This is a genomic window from Sporosarcina sp. P19 (assembly GCF_002743165.1).
Taxonomy (GTDB): domain Bacteria; phylum Bacillota; class Bacilli; order Bacillales_A; family Planococcaceae; genus Sporosarcina; species Sporosarcina ureae.
Map to the genome: position 1 here is coordinate 13,079 of NZ_PDYR01000014.1, position 18,906 is coordinate 31,984.

At 38.8% G+C, this 18,906-nt stretch carries 18 protein-coding genes and 1 pseudogene; 18 read left to right on the forward strand and 1 reads right to left on the reverse strand.

All coding sequences use genetic code 11. The features are described 5' to 3' along the window. Position 1 precedes the first annotated feature (1 nt). From flgK to CSV74_RS13480, 7 genes and pseudogenes are all read left to right on the forward strand, one after another. Positions 2-1,549 (forward strand): flagellar hook-associated protein FlgK, encoded by a 1,548-nt coding sequence (flgK, locus tag CSV74_RS13450; protein ID WP_099692075.1) that lies wholly within the window; start codon positions 2-4, stop codon positions 1,547-1,549. 16 nt (positions 1,550-1,565) lie between these two features. After that, positions 1,566-2,453 carry a flagellar hook-associated protein FlgL gene (flgL, locus tag CSV74_RS13455; RefSeq protein ID WP_099692076.1) on the forward strand — a complete coding sequence of 296 codons (888 nt, stop codon included), beginning with the start codon at positions 1,566-1,568 and terminating at the stop codon, positions 2,451-2,453. Positions 2,454-2,518: 65 nt separating this feature from the next. Then, on the forward strand, positions 2,519-3,070 hold the full coding sequence (locus tag CSV74_RS13460) for a DUF6470 family protein (RefSeq protein ID WP_099692077.1): 552 nt from the start codon (positions 2,519-2,521) through the stop codon (positions 3,068-3,070). A 54-nt stretch (positions 3,071-3,124) separates the two neighbouring features. Next, positions 3,125-3,610, forward strand: a complete 486-nt coding sequence (gene fliW / locus CSV74_RS13465; RefSeq protein WP_099692078.1) for a flagellar assembly protein FliW — start codon at positions 3,125-3,127, stop codon at positions 3,608-3,610. A 1-nt stretch (position 3,611) separates the two neighbouring features. Then, positions 3,612-3,833 carry a carbon storage regulator CsrA gene (gene csrA / locus CSV74_RS13470; RefSeq protein WP_099692079.1) on the forward strand — a complete coding sequence of 74 codons (222 nt, stop codon included), beginning with the start codon at positions 3,612-3,614 and terminating at the stop codon, positions 3,831-3,833. A gap of 217 nt (positions 3,834-4,050) precedes the next feature. Continuing rightward, the gene (locus tag CSV74_RS13475; protein WP_099692080.1) at positions 4,051-4,776 is read left to right on the forward strand and encodes a flagellin N-terminal helical domain-containing protein; all 726 of its coding nucleotides are present in this window, start codon (positions 4,051-4,053) and stop codon (positions 4,774-4,776) included. 337 nt (positions 4,777-5,113) lie between these two features. Further along, positions 5,114-5,230: pseudogene (locus CSV74_RS13480) on the forward strand (flagellin); the annotation flags it as partial. A 431-nt stretch (positions 5,231-5,661) separates the two neighbouring features. On the opposite strand, the gene CSV74_RS13485 reads toward CSV74_RS13480, so the two are convergent. Beyond that, complete coding sequence (locus tag CSV74_RS13485) at positions 5,662-7,575, reverse strand: hypothetical protein (RefSeq protein ID WP_099692081.1); 1,914 nt, start codon at positions 7,573-7,575, stop codon at positions 5,662-5,664. A 316-nt stretch (positions 7,576-7,891) separates the two neighbouring features. On the opposite strand from CSV74_RS13485, the gene CSV74_RS13490 reads away from it, so the two are divergent. Genes CSV74_RS13490 through CSV74_RS13540 form a run of 11 tightly spaced genes read left to right on the forward strand, consistent with a single transcriptional unit; the run spans position 7,892 to position 18,851 of the window. Further along, positions 7,892-8,494 (forward strand): DUF8042 domain-containing protein, encoded by a 603-nt coding sequence (locus CSV74_RS13490; RefSeq protein ID WP_099692082.1) that lies wholly within the window; start codon positions 7,892-7,894, stop codon positions 8,492-8,494. Then, on the forward strand, positions 8,481-10,346 hold the full coding sequence (locus CSV74_RS13495) for a motility associated factor glycosyltransferase family protein (protein ID WP_158231805.1): 1,866 nt from the start codon (positions 8,481-8,483) through the stop codon (positions 10,344-10,346). The genes CSV74_RS13490 and CSV74_RS13495 overlap by 14 nt, the downstream gene beginning before the upstream one ends. A 6-nt stretch (positions 10,347-10,352) precedes the next feature. Next, positions 10,353-11,360, forward strand: a complete 1,008-nt coding sequence (locus tag CSV74_RS13500) for an NAD-dependent 4,6-dehydratase LegB (protein ID WP_099692084.1) — start codon at positions 10,353-10,355, stop codon at positions 11,358-11,360. After that, the gene (locus CSV74_RS13505; RefSeq protein ID WP_099692085.1) at positions 11,357-12,523 is read left to right on the forward strand and encodes a LegC family aminotransferase; all 1,167 of its coding nucleotides are present in this window, start codon (positions 11,357-11,359) and stop codon (positions 12,521-12,523) included. Before CSV74_RS13500 ends, CSV74_RS13505 begins: the two co-directional genes overlap by 4 nt. Then, the gene (gene neuC / locus CSV74_RS13510; protein ID WP_099692086.1) at positions 12,520-13,650 is read left to right on the forward strand and encodes a UDP-N-acetylglucosamine 2-epimerase; all 1,131 of its coding nucleotides are present in this window, start codon (positions 12,520-12,522) and stop codon (positions 13,648-13,650) included. The genes CSV74_RS13505 and neuC overlap by 4 nt, the downstream gene beginning before the upstream one ends. Beyond that, positions 13,647-14,726 (forward strand): N-acetylneuraminate synthase, encoded by a 1,080-nt coding sequence (neuB, locus tag CSV74_RS13515; protein WP_099692087.1) that lies wholly within the window; start codon positions 13,647-13,649, stop codon positions 14,724-14,726. Before neuC ends, neuB begins: the two co-directional genes overlap by 4 nt. After that, positions 14,719-15,342 (forward strand): acetyltransferase, encoded by a 624-nt coding sequence (locus CSV74_RS13520; RefSeq protein WP_099692088.1) that lies wholly within the window; start codon positions 14,719-14,721, stop codon positions 15,340-15,342. Before neuB ends, CSV74_RS13520 begins: the two co-directional genes overlap by 8 nt. Before the next feature lie 3 nt (positions 15,343-15,345). Next, positions 15,346-16,410, forward strand: a complete 1,065-nt coding sequence (locus tag CSV74_RS13525) for a nucleotidyltransferase family protein (RefSeq protein ID WP_099692089.1) — start codon at positions 15,346-15,348, stop codon at positions 16,408-16,410. Then, positions 16,410-17,330 (forward strand): Gfo/Idh/MocA family protein, encoded by a 921-nt coding sequence (locus CSV74_RS13530; RefSeq protein WP_099692090.1) that lies wholly within the window; start codon positions 16,410-16,412, stop codon positions 17,328-17,330. Before CSV74_RS13525 ends, CSV74_RS13530 begins: the two co-directional genes overlap by 1 nt. Then, complete coding sequence (locus CSV74_RS13535; RefSeq protein WP_099692091.1) at positions 17,323-18,030, forward strand: acylneuraminate cytidylyltransferase family protein; 708 nt, start codon at positions 17,323-17,325, stop codon at positions 18,028-18,030. The genes CSV74_RS13530 and CSV74_RS13535 overlap by 8 nt, the downstream gene beginning before the upstream one ends. Continuing rightward, entirely contained in the window at positions 18,027-18,851 is an 825-nt protein-coding gene (locus tag CSV74_RS13540) for an SDR family oxidoreductase (RefSeq protein WP_099692092.1), read from the forward strand. Before CSV74_RS13535 ends, CSV74_RS13540 begins: the two co-directional genes overlap by 4 nt. The last annotated feature ends 55 nt before the right edge of the window (positions 18,852-18,906 follow it).

An 18,906-nucleotide genomic window follows, 5' to 3' on the forward strand; every position in this document is an offset into this window, starting at 1 on the left:
CATGCGCTCGACATTCATGGGACTAGAAACAAGCAAACGCGGATTGTACACACAGCAATCCGCTCTTTATACGACAGGGCATAACGTAGGAAACGCGAATACACCCGGCTACTCACGTCAGCGCGTGAACATGCAAGCGACTTCTGGATTTCCTGGGGTAGGATTGAACGCTGGAACGACTCCTGGCTTTCTTGGGACAGGTGTAGAAGCGGGAAGTATTCAGCGGATTCGGGATACGTTTGTGGATCATCAGTTTCGTAGTGAATCGACGAAGCTTGGGTACTGGGAATCGCGTACTAATGCCGTTGCACAAATGGAAGACGCGATTGGTGAGCCTTCCGAGTATGGTTTACAACAATCGATGAGTGACTTCTGGCAATCGTTGCAGACACTTGCGGCGAATCCGGAGAACGGTGGAGCGCGTGCGGTCGTTGTGGAGCGAGGGGTGGCGGTTGCCGACTCGTTTAACTATATTCATAAGTCCGTTTCTGAAATTAAAGGAAATCTAGGCGATCAAATTGACTTTAGCACAAACGATATTAACTTGTTGCTGAGTCAAATTGGAGAATTAAACAAACAAATTGCCACGGTAGAACCGAATGGCTACTTGCCGAACGATCTCTATGATGCGCGTGACGGTTTACTAGACCAGTTGTCTAGCTATGTACCGATTGAAACGAGCTATAAAAAATCTGGCGGACGTGCTCTTGCTATTTCAGAAGGTACGGTGACCGTTAAAATCAAAACGAATGTTCCAGGAAAAACGGTAACTGTAGTACAAAAAGACAAAGTCGCAGAGCTCACTGTAGACGGCACTGATCCAGATAAACCGTTTCCAGATCCTATGACAGGTTTCACGTTTACAGGTGGACCGATTGAGAAACCAGAAGACGGTAAGCTGTCAGTCACTGACATGGTCAAAAGTGGTGAATTGAAATCACTTGTGGATTCGTATGGATATCAAGACGGTAATCAAGTAAAAGGACTGTATCCTGAGATGCTTGCTAAGTTAGACAAAATGGCGAATGAGTTCGCGAAAGCGTTTAATGCAGTTCATAAGTCCGGAACTGATCTAGAAGGTAAAAAAGGCCAGCCTTTCTTCGGTCCAAATACAGATCCAAGTCCTGAGTTTACTGCGAGTACAATAGCAGTAAATAATGAAATCAGAAAAGATCCGAATAAACTGGCTGCCTCGGATTCAAAAACAGGTGCGGAAGTCGGTAACGGCCAAAACGCGAAAAAATTGGGCGATGTATTCTTTGCGAAGTTACCAGGACTAGACGGTTCAAGCGTTCAGAGCTATTATGCTCAAACAATCGGCCAACTAGGGGTAGAAGGACAACAAGCCATTAAAATGACGGATAGCTCAGGCGTATTGCTGTTAGCAGTATCCAACAGACGTGACTCAATCAGTACGGTCTCACTAGACGAAGAAATGACCGACATGATCCGTTTCCAACAAGCATACAACGCATCTGCCCGTATGATCACCGTGATGGATGAAGCGTTAGATAAAATCATCAACGGGATGGGTACGGTCGGCAGATAAATTAGGAGGAATCTTCATGCGTGTAACACAATCTATGCTATCCCAAAATATGCTGCGTAACTTATCAAGCAGCTATAATAATATGGGGAAATTACAAGAACAACTCAATACAGGGAAAAAAGTCACTCGTCCATCCGATGATCCTGTTGTCGTCATGAAAGGCATGGGGTATGGCATGCAAGTCGACAAGGTGGAGCAATTCCAAAAGAACATGGGCGAAGTCAATAACTGGCTCGATAGTTCGGATGATGCGTTGGATGGGGTAGGACAAGTTTTACATCGTTTGAAAGAGCTGGCTACGAATGCTTCCAACACGGGTGCGATGACGGAAACAGACAGGAAAGCGATTGAAACAGAGATCGGTCAGCTCCGTGAACACTTGCAAGATATGGCCAATACTAAAGTTGGCGATAAGCATATATTCAGCGGCAGTATGACGGATCAACCACTGTTTAATAAGGATAAAGGTACGTTTGAAGATGGAGATGCTTTTTCTAAAAACGTAGAAATAGAAGTATTCGACGGCATAAGCTTACGAGTCAGTACCGATGTAAGCTCTATGTTTAAAGAAATAGATGATATGCTTGTTAAGGTAAAAGATCTAACGGCAACAGGTTCTTCAGGTACTGAAAGTTTTGGTAAGATGATTGGCGATATCGATGGCCATTTGGATAATGTTCTTTCAAAACGCGCAGACATCGGTGCCCGTTCCAATCGCGCAGAACTGATGCATAACCGCTTGGAAATGCAAGAAGGTGCAGCGAAGAAACAACGCTCTCAAAACGAAGACGTCGATTATGAAAAAACGATTACGGATTTGATTACATCAGAATCGATCCATCGTGCAACATTATCAGTTGGCGCTAGAATTATGCAGCCTTCTTTAATGGATTTCCTACGCTAAAAGATGTGGCGGACACTAAGCAAGTGTCCGCTATTTTTATATAAGAAAGTAAGGGAGTGATAGAAGTGAACATTCCACAGCTTCAAATCCAAACCACACCGGCAAAGATTGATCTGCAAGTGACGAAACCTGTTCAAGAAATCCAGCAACCCAAAGCCACTCTTAGTATTGAACAACCAGCAGCCATTTTGGAAATGTCGACGACCAGACCACAACTATCACTCGACACCACAGAGAATCGTGCAGATATCGATATGAAAAGTGTGTTTCGTCGAACGGCAGAAAATGCTCAGTATGGATTACAAAAAGTACAAGAAGGCACAGCTCGTCGCGCGCAAGAAGGTATGCAACTCATGAAAATTGAAAATGGTTCAACTATAGCGGATATCGTGAAACAAAATACGGAAAAACCAATGGCCGAACTTCAAGTGAAATTCGTAGGCGACCGTACCAAAATCAAAATGAGTTTTTCTGAAGGATCACTGGATATCAATGTGACACCACAAAAGCCGAAAATTGATGCGCAAATAAATAAACCGATTCATCGTTACACACCTGGGAAAGTAGCTGTAGAGATGCAGCAGTACGGATCGATACAAATTGATTGGAAAGCTTAATAAAAAGTACGTTGAGTAGTAAACTAGCAAAACGTTGAAAAGGAGAGAGACCTAGTGACACAAACACTAAAAGAAATTGCAACAAAATTCCACGGTAAAATAGAAGTAGACCTATCGAAATCCTGGAACTTCCCGAAAGGACTTCCAGGATTCGAAGAGGAAGAAGAATTCGTCATCTTGCCAATCGGAGAGAATCAACAATTTCAAGTATTGCAGTCTACGAAAGAAGCCGCTGTAGCATTCGTCGTAGCGAATCCATACAAAATTGTAGAAGAGTATGACTTCAAAATAGACGATCCAACAATAGATTTACTAGAAGTGAAAAGTCCAGAAGAATTGATGGTACTTGGTATTGTCTTCATCAAAGAACCATTTGAAGAATCCACAATTAACTTACAAGCACCCCTTCTATTCCAAACAAATAACAGAAAAGCCAAACAAGTGGTGTTGAATGATAAGCGCTATCTTATCAAACATCCAATCGATGAAAAGAAATTGGATGAAATGAAAGAAAAAACAACTAGCGGAAAGAGTGAATAAGATGTTAGTACTCTCACGCAAAGCGGGCGATACGATTAAAATCGCAGATGATATAGAAGTAAAGATTTTGGAAGTAAAAGGTGATACGGTACGGGTAGGGATTGAGGCGCCTAAATCAGTGGAAATTGTACGCGGTGAACTCATTCAATCTATTAAGGATACGAATACTGAATCATTGACGTTAGATCTTGACTGGTATAAAAACTTGAAAGATAGCAAGTGAATCGTGTTAACATCATCACAAAAGCTAGTAGAAGTCACTTGAACCCGACATTTCAAATAAATAGAAAAAAGATTTCAATAAACTACTAAACACTCTGGTCACTCATCCGATATTAGTAGTGTAAGCGGCAGAGAGCGTCCGGCCGGTACTCAAAACCGTAAAACAAATAAGGGACACAAGGACGTGTACCCAACAAACACTCAAGGAGGAAATTAACATGATTATTAACCACAACATGGCAGCAATGAACACACACCGCCAACTAGGTTCAAACAACGCGGCGGCAGCTAACAATATTGAGAAATTGTCTTCAGGTTTGAAGATCAATAAAGCTGGAGACGATGCGGCAGGTCTAGCGATTTCTGAAAAAATGAGAGGCCAGATTCGTGGTTTGGATATGGCAGCTAAAAATGCACAAGATGGAATTTCTTTAATTCAAACTGCTGAAGGTGCATTGAATGAAACGCACGATATTCTTCAACGTATGCGTGAACTAGCTGTTCAATCATCCAATGATACTAACACAAATAATGATAGAAAAGAATTGCAAGCGGAATTAAAGGAATTAAGCGGTGAAATTGATCGAATTGCTAAAAACACTGAATTTAATACTAAAAAGTTAATTGACGGGTCTGTTTCTGGCGGTGCAAAACTTACATTCCATATCGGTGCTAATTCAGGTCAGAAAATGGAACTAGAAATTAAGAGTATGTCAGCGTCAGGATTGGGAATTAGCGGCTTAAGTATTTCTGGCCAAACTTCAGCAGATAAAGCAATTACTAAAATTCAAACTGCTATTGATAATGTGTCTTCAGAACGTTCTAAACTAGGTGCAAATCAAAACCGTCTAGAACACACAATCAACAACCTTGGAACTTCTTCCGAGAACTTAACAGCCGCGGAATCACGTATCCGCGACGTGGATTATGTCTTAGCTGCGTAAGCAGTGACAGACACAGTCGTCCTAACTGGTAACGGTTAGAGAGTACGACCGGGTGAATTGCTGGAAACCCCTGAAACTGTTCTTGCTACAACGTAACTGGAAACGGTCAGCGTGAACGCTTGAAAAAAGAACAGATTGGGCAATCAGCAGCCAAGCTCCTGTCTCGAAAGAGTGGAGAAGGTTCAACGACTAGGATAGACCATCTAAGGCGTAAGCTAAGGTGATGAAATCCGTAGGGAACACAAGGTTGAGTATCTTGTAAATCCGAAGTGCCCGGCCCCTACCGAAAGTGGAGGGTGAAGATATAGTCTAGTCATTAGTGAAAGCTAATGTTCGCACGATGGCGAAAGAGATGATGGACTTTACGAAGAACAACATCTTAACTCAAGCAGCACAAGCAATGCTATCTCAATCGAATCAGCTTCCGAATGGAGTATTACAACTCCTACGGTAAACGGTTCAGGGACGCCTATTCGGTAACGGATAGGACGCATAACTGGGTGAATTGCTGGAACCTCCTGAAGTCCACTTTCCGACAACGTAGCTGGAAACGGCAAACGTGAACGGTTGAAAAAAAGTGGAATTGGACAATCAGCAGCCAAGCTCCTGTGAGGAAACTCTGGAGAAGGTTCAACGACTAGGATATACCGTCTAAGGCAAACAAGCTATGACGATGAAATCCGTAGGGCGTCAACTGACGTTCGAAGTGCCCAGCATCCTAGGTATTTAGATACAAGGATGGAGATGTAGTCTAGACTAAATTGGAAACAATTAGAGGCGACGCAAGCCAATCAACAGCCGCAGGGCGTTCTACAATTACTACGTTAATAGAACTTTAGGCTCGTAAAAAGAGACTTCCTAATGGGAGTCTCTTTTTTAATGGTGCTATAATAAATTTTGCGATCGTAGCTCACTGATTTTATAGACCACCGACCAATAACTTCGACCAAGTGTATCTGCTATCTGTTGATCCGTCTTGCCGGATTGCTTCATAAGCCGTAAATCACTTATTTCATCTTCAGTATAAGCGCGCATTCGTTTTCTGTCGCTGACAATCAACTGATAATTCGGGTACTTTTGACACCATTTTTGTTTCTCTAAGTAAAATCGATACTGCCAGTTGGTTTTGTAACTCATTGAGGGGCAGGTAACTACAACGTGTTCTAAGTCTTGAAGGAATTGTAGAGTATTGGCTGTCCGGCTAGTTCGTAAATAATAACCATTGCCGCTTGGCAGTTTAGTCAGTCGGAAACTAACTGTGGTTAACTTTTTCATTTGTTCTTGTAAGAGCAACAATTCTTCGTATGTGAAACTTTGTAAATAAAGTGCGATATGGGGAGTGATGTAAATCTTTTTATGATTGTGATTTACACGAGTAGTTAGCAGCAGCGACCCGTCATCCATATAGATAGTAGCCAAGCTGTGCAAATCGTCTAATTTTTCCAGAATACTGAGAGGCAGCTGTTTAATCCTGTTCTTCCCCTCTAATTTTTCACTGTAAATCACCTCTTCAAGACTGCTCCACAAGTCTCCTGTTTTTGAAATAATATGATCCCCTCTTGGAATGAAACTCAAATAAGGCTTCAATTTCATTACTTCCCAGGCACGATATTCTTGTTGTTTGATTGAAAAGTGCTCATGATAACTGCTTCGTATACCTTTGTATTTGGACTTTTTATGCGTCAGCATGCTATCTCCAATAATAGAACCTAGCATGATATTTTGCTGTGTAGTTGAAAGATCATCCAATGTATTCAGGGGGCGCGGTGAAATGCTGTTATGCTGCTGGAAACACTCCTGCACAATCTCGCCTAACGTTAAACCTGTCGATGCTTGGACAGAACATAATAAGTGTTGATTTTCTTTAGTCAAGCTCACTTGAAAGCGTGTCGTTTCATTGTTCTCTTGTCTGGCATAATTCAATCTTTGAAAGTTGTCTCCTGTTACTTGAATAGAAGAGACATATTGCTGAATCATTTGATTAATTTCTTTAGTAGGTGCAGGGATAGAAATTTGATTGGGCAGTCGTATGGTAGTTCGTTTCGCGACCGGCTTGTGAACTGCTAGGTCTTTAATTTTATAAGTGAACAAAGGATGGATCCAAGGCGTTACTACGCTTAGAAAGTATTTGATTTGCAATTGGTCATAGAGTATAAGTCTCCTCTGACCATCTACCGTAAACAGCAAATTAAATTTACTATTCATTACATATTGCAGTAATCGAAGCTCTTCGTCAGTCCATTGCTCAGTAGAAAGGATCAGCTTCTCCAACGTCCCATTATCTTTCACTTTCAAGTGACCACAGTCCTGGTACCACCACGCAAGAGTCTGATCAGTCATATGCTGTTCGACAAACTCGAGAGGTATGCCCTTGGAGCCGTTTTGATACCAAGCGGAGTATAATGTGTCAGCGATTTCGCAAGGAGCAGATTCAATCGCCACGCGCTCTGTAAAGCCTAGTTTACTTCGTGTATCCGTAGTCTGCTCTTTCTCTATAACAAAGCTCGGCAAACAGGCTTGCAGCTGTTGATAACAGGAATGAGCCCATTCTGTATGCTTTGTATTGAAAGTGAATCGGAAATACTTGTGGCTAGTTGAGGGAGAAATAATACGTCCACTGCCGAGCAACAATGCACAAAACAGGCTGTTTAATTTTTCTGTTGAAGAAGGCAGCGAGTTTGTTTTTATATTACTATTCTTACAATTTACGATGTATTGCTCCTTTGCAGCTTTACCATCCTCTAGTAAAAAGCCGTAAGATTGTGAATGAGTAGAGTACTTCAATGTTCCAATCGTCATAGAGAGCCCTCCTATAAAATAAGAATATATGTTCTTATTGTGTAATAATGGAGGATAGATTGCTAATTATAAAATGATAGAAGAACTAATATACAAATACGGCGTATGAAGAAAAACTGTTAAGAATTACTTTATGAAAAATATTGATTTTACTTAGCGCTTACATCTATTCAAAATGAATGTTTAGTACTATGAAATTAGCTAACGATCCGAGTAATTGAACCGTGTTTTGGGTTTCATTTTATTGAAAAGTAACCGATATAAGCAATATGACTATGATACACTTTATATAAATACATAATAGGAGGCGTTCTCCATGGAATTGATTTTTCAAGATCAAAAGATACAGCTTCATAACGCATCAAGCGCTGACGATATTATTGCGAAAATGAATGAACTCTTGGATAAAGGATATTATTTCAGCCACTTTATAGCGGATGGTAAAAGTATATTTGACGAACATGAAGAATTTTTGAAACAGCATGCAGGAAACATTATCGTACTTGAAGTGTACGCGAAAACGGTCAAGGAGTTTGTAAATGAACTACTGCTTGAAACGGAAATGTATGTCGAGGGGGCATTACCAGAACTCGGGGGCCTCGCTGAAGAATTCTATGATAACCCGACAGCGGATTCGTGGACAAAAATGGACCAATTACTTGGAGGCTTGCAGTGGATCAATCAGATGCTAATGACAATCGGCAAGACCGAAGCCATACCGTCTAACTGGGAGGGCTATTTGAGTGTGTCATCTGCTATGCAGGAAGAGATACGTAACCTAGCGGAAGCGCTCAAAAATGAAGACCATGTACTAGCTGGTGATATTATTCAATATGAACTGATTTCCAATTTCGAAGCGCTTAACGAACAAGTGAAACAGACGATAGACAATGAGGGAACACGCTATGATTTTAACTGATAATCGAAACGTCTTACGTATGAAAGACCGCGAGCTGTTGAATATAATATCAGAATGGGATCTTCAACAGCCGACAGGACAAGTAATAGTCGAGCAGGCGAAGACAGGTGTTCCAACTATAAAAATTGTTCAAGACGGCAAAACGCAATATCTGCAAAGTAAGTATGACCCACAAAGAGAAGCGCAACGCTTTGCAGGGAAATTTGCTGAAGAATCGATTAACTATGTATTGTTCGTAGGAATCGGCACAGCGTATCATATCGAAGCATTTATAGAAGACCACCCAGATGTCAAGTTTGCGATTTACGAGCCGAATGAAGAAGTGCTGCATGCTTATTTATCGAACTTTAGAATGGACAAGTTACCCGTTCGGAATTTGTTGAAGCTATTTACAGGAATGGATCAAGAGCAAGTGACAGTGGAAGTGCAGCAACTGCTGGCTCAATCGAATAATGTACTAAAAATCATTACGTTGCCTGTATACGAAAAAATATACGGAGACCAGGTGAATAGTATTCTGGAAAAAGCTTTGGAAGCCATCAAACATAAGCACAGTTCTCTTGCGACGAATGTAGCATTTCAAAAACGTTGGACGATCAATTCTATTAAAAACTTTCCTACAGTACTGCAAACACCGAACATCCTGCATGATATCGATCGCAGTGCATTTGAAGGGAAGCCAGCTATCATTGTAGCAGCCGGTCCTTCGTTAAATGAGGAATTTGAAAACTTGCGGTATATTAAAGAACATGGCTTGGCTTATATATTTTCGGTTGGTTCGGCGATTAATGCGTTGATTGAGCAGGGGATTTATCCAGATGCAGCTTGTACGTATGATCCTACAGAATTAAATCAAATAGTCTTTGCTAAGTTAAAAGAAAAAGATATTAAAGAAATACCTTTAATATTTGGTAGTTCGGTTGGGTATGAGACTCTTGTGGATTATCCCGGAAATTTATTTCATATGTTGACAAATCAGGACACCATTTCACCTAACTACTTAGAGCATTCCGACCAAATTAATGTAGTATCAGATGCACCATCTATAGCAGTAGTGACGTTTCAATTACTAGCGAAGTTAGGTTGCGCACAAATTATTTTAGTAGGTCAGAATTTAGCATATCAAGATAATAGACGTTATGCGGAGGGAATTCAATATGACCATGTACAAAATGAGTTAAGCGAAATAGAGCAAAAAAATACCATGCTCGTTAAAGATGTGTATGGTAATTCTGTTCAAACAAATGAAGGATTTATTCGTATGCGTCAACAAATTGAGATGTACATCAGTCACTATCGGGATATAAAAGTATTTAATACTACGAAACATGGTGCGCATATAGAAGGTTCAGTATTTGTTGAGCTAAAAAGCATGTTGGAACAAAACCTGAAAGAAAATGTAGTAAAAGATATTCAAATAGATAATAGTAAAAATTATAACTTACTGTATATTAAAGATCGTATTATTCAAATGGAAAGAAATAAAAAACAATTAGAAAGAAACTTGCAATTAGCATTCAATATTTTAAGAAGAATGAATTCAGCGGTAAAATCGAAGCAAACTAATGAGCTTGATCAGATGTTTAACCAACTGGACGACCAAATTAATAGTATAAGAATTAATCACTATCAATCAGCATTTATAGAACCTATGTTGAGAGTGCATCAAGAGAGAATGATAGAATTGACGCGAGAAGTACGGTATGAGAAGAATTTACTGAAAAAAGGTGAACGAATTGCACATATTTTTATGAATTACATATTGGATTGTAAATCGCATATTCAATCGGTTTCTCCTTATGTAAAAGAAATGCATGATGAAATTGTAAGATTGATTAGCAAAGAGGTGTAAGCTGATATGAAGTCAAACAGAAAAATTCTCGTAACTGGAGCTGATGGTTTTATTGGTTCACATCTAACTGAAGAACTAATCAAAAGAGGTTACGATGTACGAGCTTTTGTATATTATAATTCGTTTAATTCATTGGGGTGGCTAGATAGTCTGCCGGGCGATATTAAGCGTAATCTTGATGTGTTCGCAGGCGATATTCGAGATCCCTACGGTGTTAAAGAAGCAATGAAGGGCTGCACACATGTGTTGAGTCTAGCTGCACTTATTGCGATTCCATATTCTTACCACTCACCGGATACGTATGTAGATACAAATATTAAGGGCACATTGAATATAGTTCAAGCAGCCCGAGAGCTAGGAATCGAGAAGGTAGTGCATACATCGACAAGTGAAGTCTATGGTACAGCTCAATATGTTCCAATTGATGAAAACCATCCGTTGCAGGGACAGTCCCCATATTCTGCAACGAAAATAGCAGCAGATCAAATGGCATTGTCGTTCTATAAATCGTTTGATACTCCTGTGTCTATTATCAGACCGTTTAACACGTACGGACCACGCCAATCCGCCCGTGCAGTGATTCCAACAATCATTGGTCAAATCGCTTCAGGAACTACTACTATCAAACTGGGTTCGATCACTCCAACACGTGATTTTAACTTCGTTAAAGACACGGTGAATGGTTTTATTTCAGTCATGAATAGTGAGAGTTCGGTCGGAGAAGTCATAAATATAGGTTCTAACTTTGAAGTGTCTATAGGCGAGACGGCAGAAACGATTGCAAACATTATGAATGTTGATCTTAAAATTGAAACAGACGAACAGCGATTGCGACCAGATAAAAGTGAAGTAGAACGTTTGTGGGCAGATAATCAGAAAGCTAAACAACTGATCGGTTGGGAGCCATCATATGGCGGTAAAGAAGGATTTAAACGAGGCTTGGAAGAGACGATTGAATGGTTTACAAATCCGGTAAACTTAGCTTCCTATAAAACGGATGTGTATAACAAATGAATGAGCAATGGATAAATTTCGCGAATGAAATCAAGAAGATGTATGCAAAAGATTTTGTGCCTTTGCATGAGCCGACATTTGACGACTCGGAGATTGAATATGTAACAGATTGTGTTAAGTCTGGATGGGTGTCATCTGTTGGCAAATATGTAGGTCGTTTTGAAAAAGAGTTAGCGGAGTTTACAGGTGTGAAACGTGCTGTCGCTGTTGTTAATGGTACTGCAGCACTCCAGATTGCAATGAAAATCGCTGGAGTAAGGCCGAATGACGAAGTCTTTATGCCGGCATTAACTTTTATTGCAACAGCGAATGCAGCATCGTATCTACAAGCGATCCCACATTTTGTAGATGTAAGTGAAAAGACACTTGGATTAGATCCATCGAAATTAGAAGAACATATTAAAGAAATCGGTTTAATGAAAGATGGAAATTTAATAAATAAACAGACTGGTAGAATCATCCGTGCAGTAGTTCCTATGCATACATTTGGGCATCCAGTAGACTTAGATCCACTAGTGGAGCTTTGTGAACGCTACAATCTGGCACTTGTTGAAGATGCTGCAGAATCCTTAGGTTCTTATTACAAAGGTAAACATACGGGCGGTTTCGGTGTAGCAGCGGCTTTAAGTTTTAATGGTAATAAGATTATGACTACAGGTGGCGGTGGAGCTATATTAACTAACGATGATAAGTTAGCCGACTATGCCAAGCACATTACGACAACAGCAAAGGTTCCACACCAATGGGAATATGTACATGATGAAATCGGTTATAATTACCGGATGCCGAATATAAATGCTGCACTTGGTTGTGCTCAGTTAACAAAGATTGAAGGATTTCTAGCTTCTAAAAGAATACTAGCCAAACGTTATGAAGAGCTGGTTAAGAAGATAGATGGGGGTCAATTATTCATGGAACCTGATTTTGCTACTAGTAACTATTGGTTGCAGACGGTGATTTTAGATGCTGATCTACATAGAAGAGATGATGTATTGACTCTCTTAAATAATGTAGGAGTAATGGTACGTCCCATTTGGAAGCCTTTAAACGAATTAAAGGAATATAGTAATTGTCCCAAATCGGAACTAGTTGTAACTAAAGAATTAAAGAAGAGTATTGTCAACATTCCATCTAATCCATTGAAAGGAGATGCATTTTTATAACGAAGCGTAAAATTTGTGTCGTCACAGGTACTCGAGCTGAATACGGCTTGCTGTACTGGCTTATGAAAACAATACAGCAGGATGATGAACTAGAATTACAATTAGTCGTTACAGGAATGCATCTTTCACCGGAGTTTGGTCTTACTTATAAACAAATTGAGGAAGATGGTTTTAAGATTGATGTGAAAGTAGAGATGCTTTTATCATCAGATAGAGCTTCGGGAGTAATTAAATCAATGGGGTTAGGAGTAATTGGGCTTGCTGACGCATTTGCGCGATTAGAGCCAGACTTGCTAATAATACTCGGAGATCGTTTTGAAATGTTTGCAGCAGCACAGACAGCCTTAATTTCAAGTATCCCTATTGCTCATATTCACGGAGGAGAATTGACGTACGGTGCATACGATGATGCCATCCGTCACTCAATCACTAAGATGTCTACTTGGCATTTTACAAGTACTGTGTCACACCGGAATCGTGTTATTCAGTTAGGAGAATCGCCAGAAAGAGTTTGGAATGTCGGTGCACCTGGGATTGAAAACATATTGAAAATCCCTTTACTTTCCAAAGACGAACTTTATTCAAAATTAGCCATAGACAACGATAAGCCATATATTTTAATCACTTATCACCCTGAAACCAATGGACAGACTGATGGTATTTATCCATTACTTGCAGCATTAGAGCATTATTCAGAGTTTAATTTTATATTTACAAAAGCTAATGCAGATAATGGTGGAAGGTTAATCAATGAGTTGATAGAAAGCTTCACTTTAAAACATAACAATGCATATTTATTTGATTCATTGGGTCAATTAAACTACTTAAGTGCTGTTGCACATGCCGAAGTAGTTGTCGGAAATTCCTCTAGTGGTTTAATAGAAGTGCCCTACCTATCGACGCCAACTGTGAATTGTGGCGATAGACAAGCGGGAAGGGAAAGTCCTACTACCATCTTTCATGCGAAACTTGTAAAACGTTCAATACAATGCCAGATTAGAAAGGCTTTAAACTTTAAAGGAACTCACCAGAAACTATTTGGGGATGGTGAAGTAGCAGCTAAAATAGTGGACATCATAAAGGAATTGCCCTCGCTTTCAATTAGAAAGGAGTTTTATGATATATGAGGAATCATACATACATCATTGCAGAAGCTGGTGTAAATCATAATGGTTCACTTAAATTAGCAAAACAACTTGTTGATGTAGCAAAAGAATCTGGTGCAGATGCCGTAAAGTTTCAAACGTATAAAACTGAAAACTTAGTTACGAAAACCGCAGAGCAAGCTGCTTACCAAGTGAATAACATGGGAGAAGCCACTTCACAATACGATATGTTAAAAAGCTTAGAGTTATCATATGAAGTGTTTAATGAGTTGAAATGTTACTGCGAAACTAAAGAGTTAGAATTTCTATCGACGCCTTTTGATTTTGAAAGTGTCGATTTTTTACTAGATGATTTAAATATGTCCACTGTGAAAATTCCATCAGGAGAGTTAACCAATAGCCCTTTTATTCATTATATTGCTACGAAGCGAAAGCGAATTATTATTTCAACGGGTATGGCGACTATGGATGATATACATGAAGCACTGGCTTTTTTGGCATTTGGCTTAGCGTTTCCTGAACAAATAATTGAGTTAGACGAAGTGACAAGGTTTTATAGCACTAATGAGGCAAAGATTTATTTGGAGAGGTATGTTACTGTCTTACATTGCACTACTGAATACCCTGCACCTTATGAAACGATTAATTTAGATGCAATCAATAAAATGAAAAATGCATTACAATTGTCTATCGGTTTCTCAGATCATTCAGTAGGTATTGCCGTGCCGATAGCGGCTGCAACACTCGGAGCGGCTGTCATAGAGAAACACTTTACACTTGATAGAGCATTGCCTGGACCTGACCATATAGCCTCGCTAGAACCGCAAGAGTTAGCTGAAATGGTAAGTGGAATTCGCGCTGTAGAAAAATCCTTGGGAAGTGGATTGAAAATACCTACTAAAATCGAACTGGAAAATCGCAATGTTGCCAGAAAAAGTATTGTTGCAAAAGTTCCTATTGCTGCAGGTGAAATTATATCAAAAGCCCATTTAAGTATTAAAAGACCTGGTAACGGTATGTCACCTAATACGTATTGGACTTTAATCGGTAAGAAAGCTTCGAAAGATTATGTAGAGGATGAATTACTTGATGAATAAGCCGATAATAATAATAGGTGACGGTGGTCACGCCTCTGTCTTACTCGAGATATTACATGCTATGGAACGAAAAGTGATAGGCTATACCTCCCCAAAAGAAAGAATTGAATTAACTCATATTAGATATCTAGGTACGGATGAAGTTATCAATGATTTAGCTTCCGATGAAGTAGAACTGGTAATTGGGCTTGGCACAATAAATGTGACTACCCATCGTAAAGGCTTATTCGAAAAGTTTAAGAACAAAGGTTATGCCTTTACAAATGTTATCCATCCAAGTGCGACTCTATCTCCTTCTGTTTGTTTAGGGGAAGGTACGCAGATAATGGCTGGTGCTATAGTACAAACGAATGTAAAGCTAGTAGACAATATTATTATCAATACTGGAGCTATTATTGATCATGATTGTAATGTTAAAAGTCATGTACATATAGCTCCTGGTGTTACTTTGTCAGGCAATGTTTATGTTGGCGAGTCGTGCCATATAGGAGTAGGTGCAACCGTTATACAAGGGGTTGCTATTGGCGACAATACTTTAATCGGAGCAGGCTCGGTCGTGATAACTGATATAGCAAGCAATAAAAAAGCTTATGGAGTCCCAGCAAAGGAAGTGTAGTCGATGAATAAATATGAAGACATCTTAATCAAACCGGAAATGACGATTATTCAAACGATGAAATTGATTGATGAAACTTCTATGCAGTTTGCCACAGTAGTCAATCATGATAGATATTTACTTGGAACAGTAACCGATGGAGATATCCGACGAGGAATTTTAAAGGGCTTACCTTTAGACAGTTCTATATGTGTGGTGATGAATACGACACCTAACTACGAATCTGAAGGGAAAAGCATTAATTATTATAAACAATATATGAAGAAAAAAAAGTTGAAACAGCTACCTATTATCTCTAGTGATAATAGATTACTTTATATTTTGTTTTCAGATGATTTGGATTCGGTAATTAGCAAACCAAACAAAGTTGTGCTGATGGCGGGTGGTCTTGGAACCAGACTGCGACCACTAACCGACACGCTACCGAAACCAATGTTAAACGTAGGAAATAAACCTATATTAGAAACTATCATCGAAGGCTTTAAACACTATGGTTTCACGAACTTTATAATTTCCGTGAATTATAAAAAAGAAATGATCATGAATTACTTTCAAGATGGTAAGCATTTAGGTGTAAATATTGAATACATCGAAGAAACTAAGAGATTGGGAACCGCTGGAGCTTTATCTTTAATTAATAACAAATTGAAAGAACCATTCTTTGTAATGAACGGAGACCTGCTCACAAAGGTAAATTTCGAGCAACTACTCGAGTTTCATCTAGAGACTGAATCTTGTGCGACGATGTGTGTCAGAGAACATGAGTATCAGATTCCTTATGGGGTCATTGAAACAAATGACCATGAGTTGCTTTCAATTATTGAAAAACCTATACATAAAAGTTATGTCAATGCAGGAATTTACGTTTTTAGTCCGGAAGTATTAGATTATATACCGACAGATGATTTCTTTGATATGCCGGAATTATATAAATATCTTATAGACAGTAAGAAAAATGTTTCTGCTTTTCCACTGAGAGAATATTGGTTGGATATTGGACGGATTGCGGATTACGAGAAGGCTAATTGGGATTACACAGTTGAATTTAATGAAGGAATTGATGCGTAATTAATAAGTACACATGTGTAGTTGTAGGCTATGGTTCTATTGGAAAAAGACATACAGATATATTGAATTTACTTGGACAAGACGTTTCTGTAGTTACGAAGCGTAAAATAGATTATCCATCTACTTTTCCTAACGTCAAAGAGGCAATTAAAGAGCTGAATCCTGATTATATAATTGTGGCAAATGAAACCAACAAACATTATGAAACACTGCTTGAAATTAAGAGTACAGGATACAATGAAAAAATATTAATAGAAAAACCTTTATTTAATAAGAAACAAGATACTAATTTTTTATTTGATGATGTATATGTAGCTTATAATTTAAGATTTCATCCATTGATTCAGAAGCTATCTACTGAATTACAAGGCAGAAAAGTAGTATCCGTACAAGCGTATGTCGGTCAGTATTTACCATCATGGCGGCCGGGTACAGATTACAGAAAAACCTATTCTTCTAGTAAAGTATTAGGTGGTGGTGTATTACGTGATTTAAGTCATGAACTAGATTATTTGCAGTATTTATTCGGTGACTGGGAGACGATGACAGCGATTGGCGGTAAGTTTAGTAGCCTAGATGTTGAGACAGATGATCATTTTTCGATTATGTTTAATACAGAGAAAGTTCCTTTAGTTACTGTACAAATGAATTATTTAGACTTTATAACTCAACGCTTTATTATTGTAAATAGTAATGAGAAAACTTATAAAGCAGATTTTATTCAAAATACTCTACAAATTAATGATGAAGTAATTCATTTTGAAACTGAACGAAATGATACTTATCGATTACAACATTTAGCAGTATTAAATAATGATGTAACAAAGTTGTGTGATTTAAAAAACGGACTAAGAGTTGTGACTATGATTGAAAAAGCTGAAAAAGCATCCAATGATAAGGAGTGGATAACTAATGAGTAGAATTTGTACGATTTGTGCTAGAGGTGGATCAAAGGGGGTTAAAAACAAAAACATTCGATTGTTACTGGGAAAACCTTTAATAGCACATACTATTAACCAAGCTAAAATAAGTGGTTTGTTTGATTGTATTGCTGTCAGTAGTGATAGTGCTGAGATATTAGCGGTCGCAAAAAAGTATGGAGCTGATTTGTTAATTGATAGACCAAAGGAAATGTCAACGGATTTTGCTGCTAAACTACCGGCTATACAACATTGTGTTAGAGTTGCAGAAGAGAATAGGAATGAACGTTATGATGTCATAGTAGACATGGATGCAACATCTCCGCTCAGGTTGGTAGATGACATTTTGAAATCTGTTCAGCTATTAGAGGAAACATCTGATGCAACGAACTTAATTACTGGTATGCCATCTAGAAGAAGCCCTTATTTCAATCTTGTAGAAGTTGATTCTAATGGAATAGTGTCACTATCTAAGTCGTTAGAAAAGTCGGTTAGTAGAAGGCAAGATGCTCCAAAGTGCTATGATATGAATGCTTCAATTTATGTGTGGAAAAGAGGAGCGTTAATGAATTCGGAAAAGCTGTTCCAATCGAATACGATTTTATATGAAATGCCTGAAGAACGTTCAATTGATATAGATTCAGAACTTGATTTTGAATTTGTTTCCTTTATAGCTACAAAAAGAGGAGAATTATTATGAATCAAAGTTACTTGGATAAGTTTAAATTGGATGGGAAGGTCGCAGTAGTTACTGGCGGTGCAGGTATTTTAGGCAGACATTTTTGCTTTGGTTTAGCTGATGCGGGAGCAAATGTCATGGTCGTAGATATTAATATTGATGAGGCACAGAAAGTAGCGTCTATTATACGTCAAGAGTATTCTGGAAATGCTATTGCTCTGTATTGTGATTTAACTTCAGAAGACTCTGTAAAGAAGATGGTTCAAGAAGTTGTGAATAAATTTGGTGAGATTAACATCCTACATAATAACGCAGCTGGAAAATCAAGTGATCTAGATGCGTTTTTCGCTGATTTTGAAGATTATGAACTTAGTCAATGGAAAGAAATTATGAGTAGTAATTTAGACAGTATGTTTTTAATGGCAAAACATGTTGGGAAAGTTATGAAACGTCAGTCTACTGGTGGATCTATTATTCAAACATCATCCATTTATGGTGTGTTGGCTCCAGACCAACGTATTTATGAAGGATCTCATTACTTAGATCGACAAATAAATTCTCCTGCGATATATTCAGCTTCTAAGTCGGGTGTACTAGGCTTAACAAAGTATCTTTCTACTTACTGGGCGAAAGATGGTATTCGTGTGAATGCTATTACTCCAGGTGGTGTAGAGAGTGGACAGAACGATACATTTAAAAAGAATTATAGCAACCGTATCCCTATGGGTAGAATGGCTCAAGCAGAGGAGATGGTCGGGGCGCTTATTTACTTAGCATCTGATGCGTCTAGCTATGTTACAGGACAGAATATAATTATTGATGGTGGATTGAATGCTTGGTGATTTTTGAGTGAAACAGTTAAGAGAGGCCTTGGGATAATTCACTTACCATGTAAAG

Bases quoted from the DNA above. Each gene is read 5' to 3' on its own strand.
- neuB (WP_099692087.1), top strand. From the start codon at position 13,647: ATGAGGAATCATACATACATCATTGCAGAAGCTGGTGTAAATCATAAT.
- csrA (WP_099692079.1), top strand. From the start codon at position 3,612: ATGTTAGTACTCTCACGCAAAGCGGGCGATACGATTAAAATCGCAGAT.
- CSV74_RS13495 (WP_158231805.1), top strand. From the start codon at position 8,481: ATGATTTTAACTGATAATCGAAACGTCTTACGTATGAAAGACCGCGAG.
- CSV74_RS13525 (WP_099692089.1), top strand. From the start codon at position 15,346: ATGAATAAATATGAAGACATCTTAATCAAACCGGAAATGACGATTATT.
- CSV74_RS13505 (WP_099692085.1), top strand. From the start codon at position 11,357: ATGAATGAGCAATGGATAAATTTCGCGAATGAAATCAAGAAGATGTAT.
- CSV74_RS13500 (WP_099692084.1), top strand. From the start codon at position 10,353: ATGAAGTCAAACAGAAAAATTCTCGTAACTGGAGCTGATGGTTTTATT.
- CSV74_RS13475 (WP_099692080.1), top strand. From the start codon at position 4,051: ATGATTATTAACCACAACATGGCAGCAATGAACACACACCGCCAACTA.
- CSV74_RS13540 (WP_099692092.1), top strand. From the start codon at position 18,027: ATGAATCAAAGTTACTTGGATAAGTTTAAATTGGATGGGAAGGTCGCA.
- CSV74_RS13535 (WP_099692091.1), top strand. From the start codon at position 17,323: ATGAGTAGAATTTGTACGATTTGTGCTAGAGGTGGATCAAAGGGGGTT.
- CSV74_RS13485 (WP_099692081.1), bottom strand. From the start codon at position 7,575: ATGACGATTGGAACATTGAAGTACTCTACTCATTCACAATCTTACGGC.
- CSV74_RS13520 (WP_099692088.1), top strand. From the start codon at position 14,719: ATGAATAAGCCGATAATAATAATAGGTGACGGTGGTCACGCCTCTGTC.
- flgK (WP_099692075.1), top strand. From the start codon at position 2: ATGCGCTCGACATTCATGGGACTAGAAACAAGCAAACGCGGATTGTAC.
- CSV74_RS13490 (WP_099692082.1), top strand. From the start codon at position 7,892: ATGGAATTGATTTTTCAAGATCAAAAGATACAGCTTCATAACGCATCA.
- flgL (WP_099692076.1), top strand. From the start codon at position 1,566: ATGCGTGTAACACAATCTATGCTATCCCAAAATATGCTGCGTAACTTA.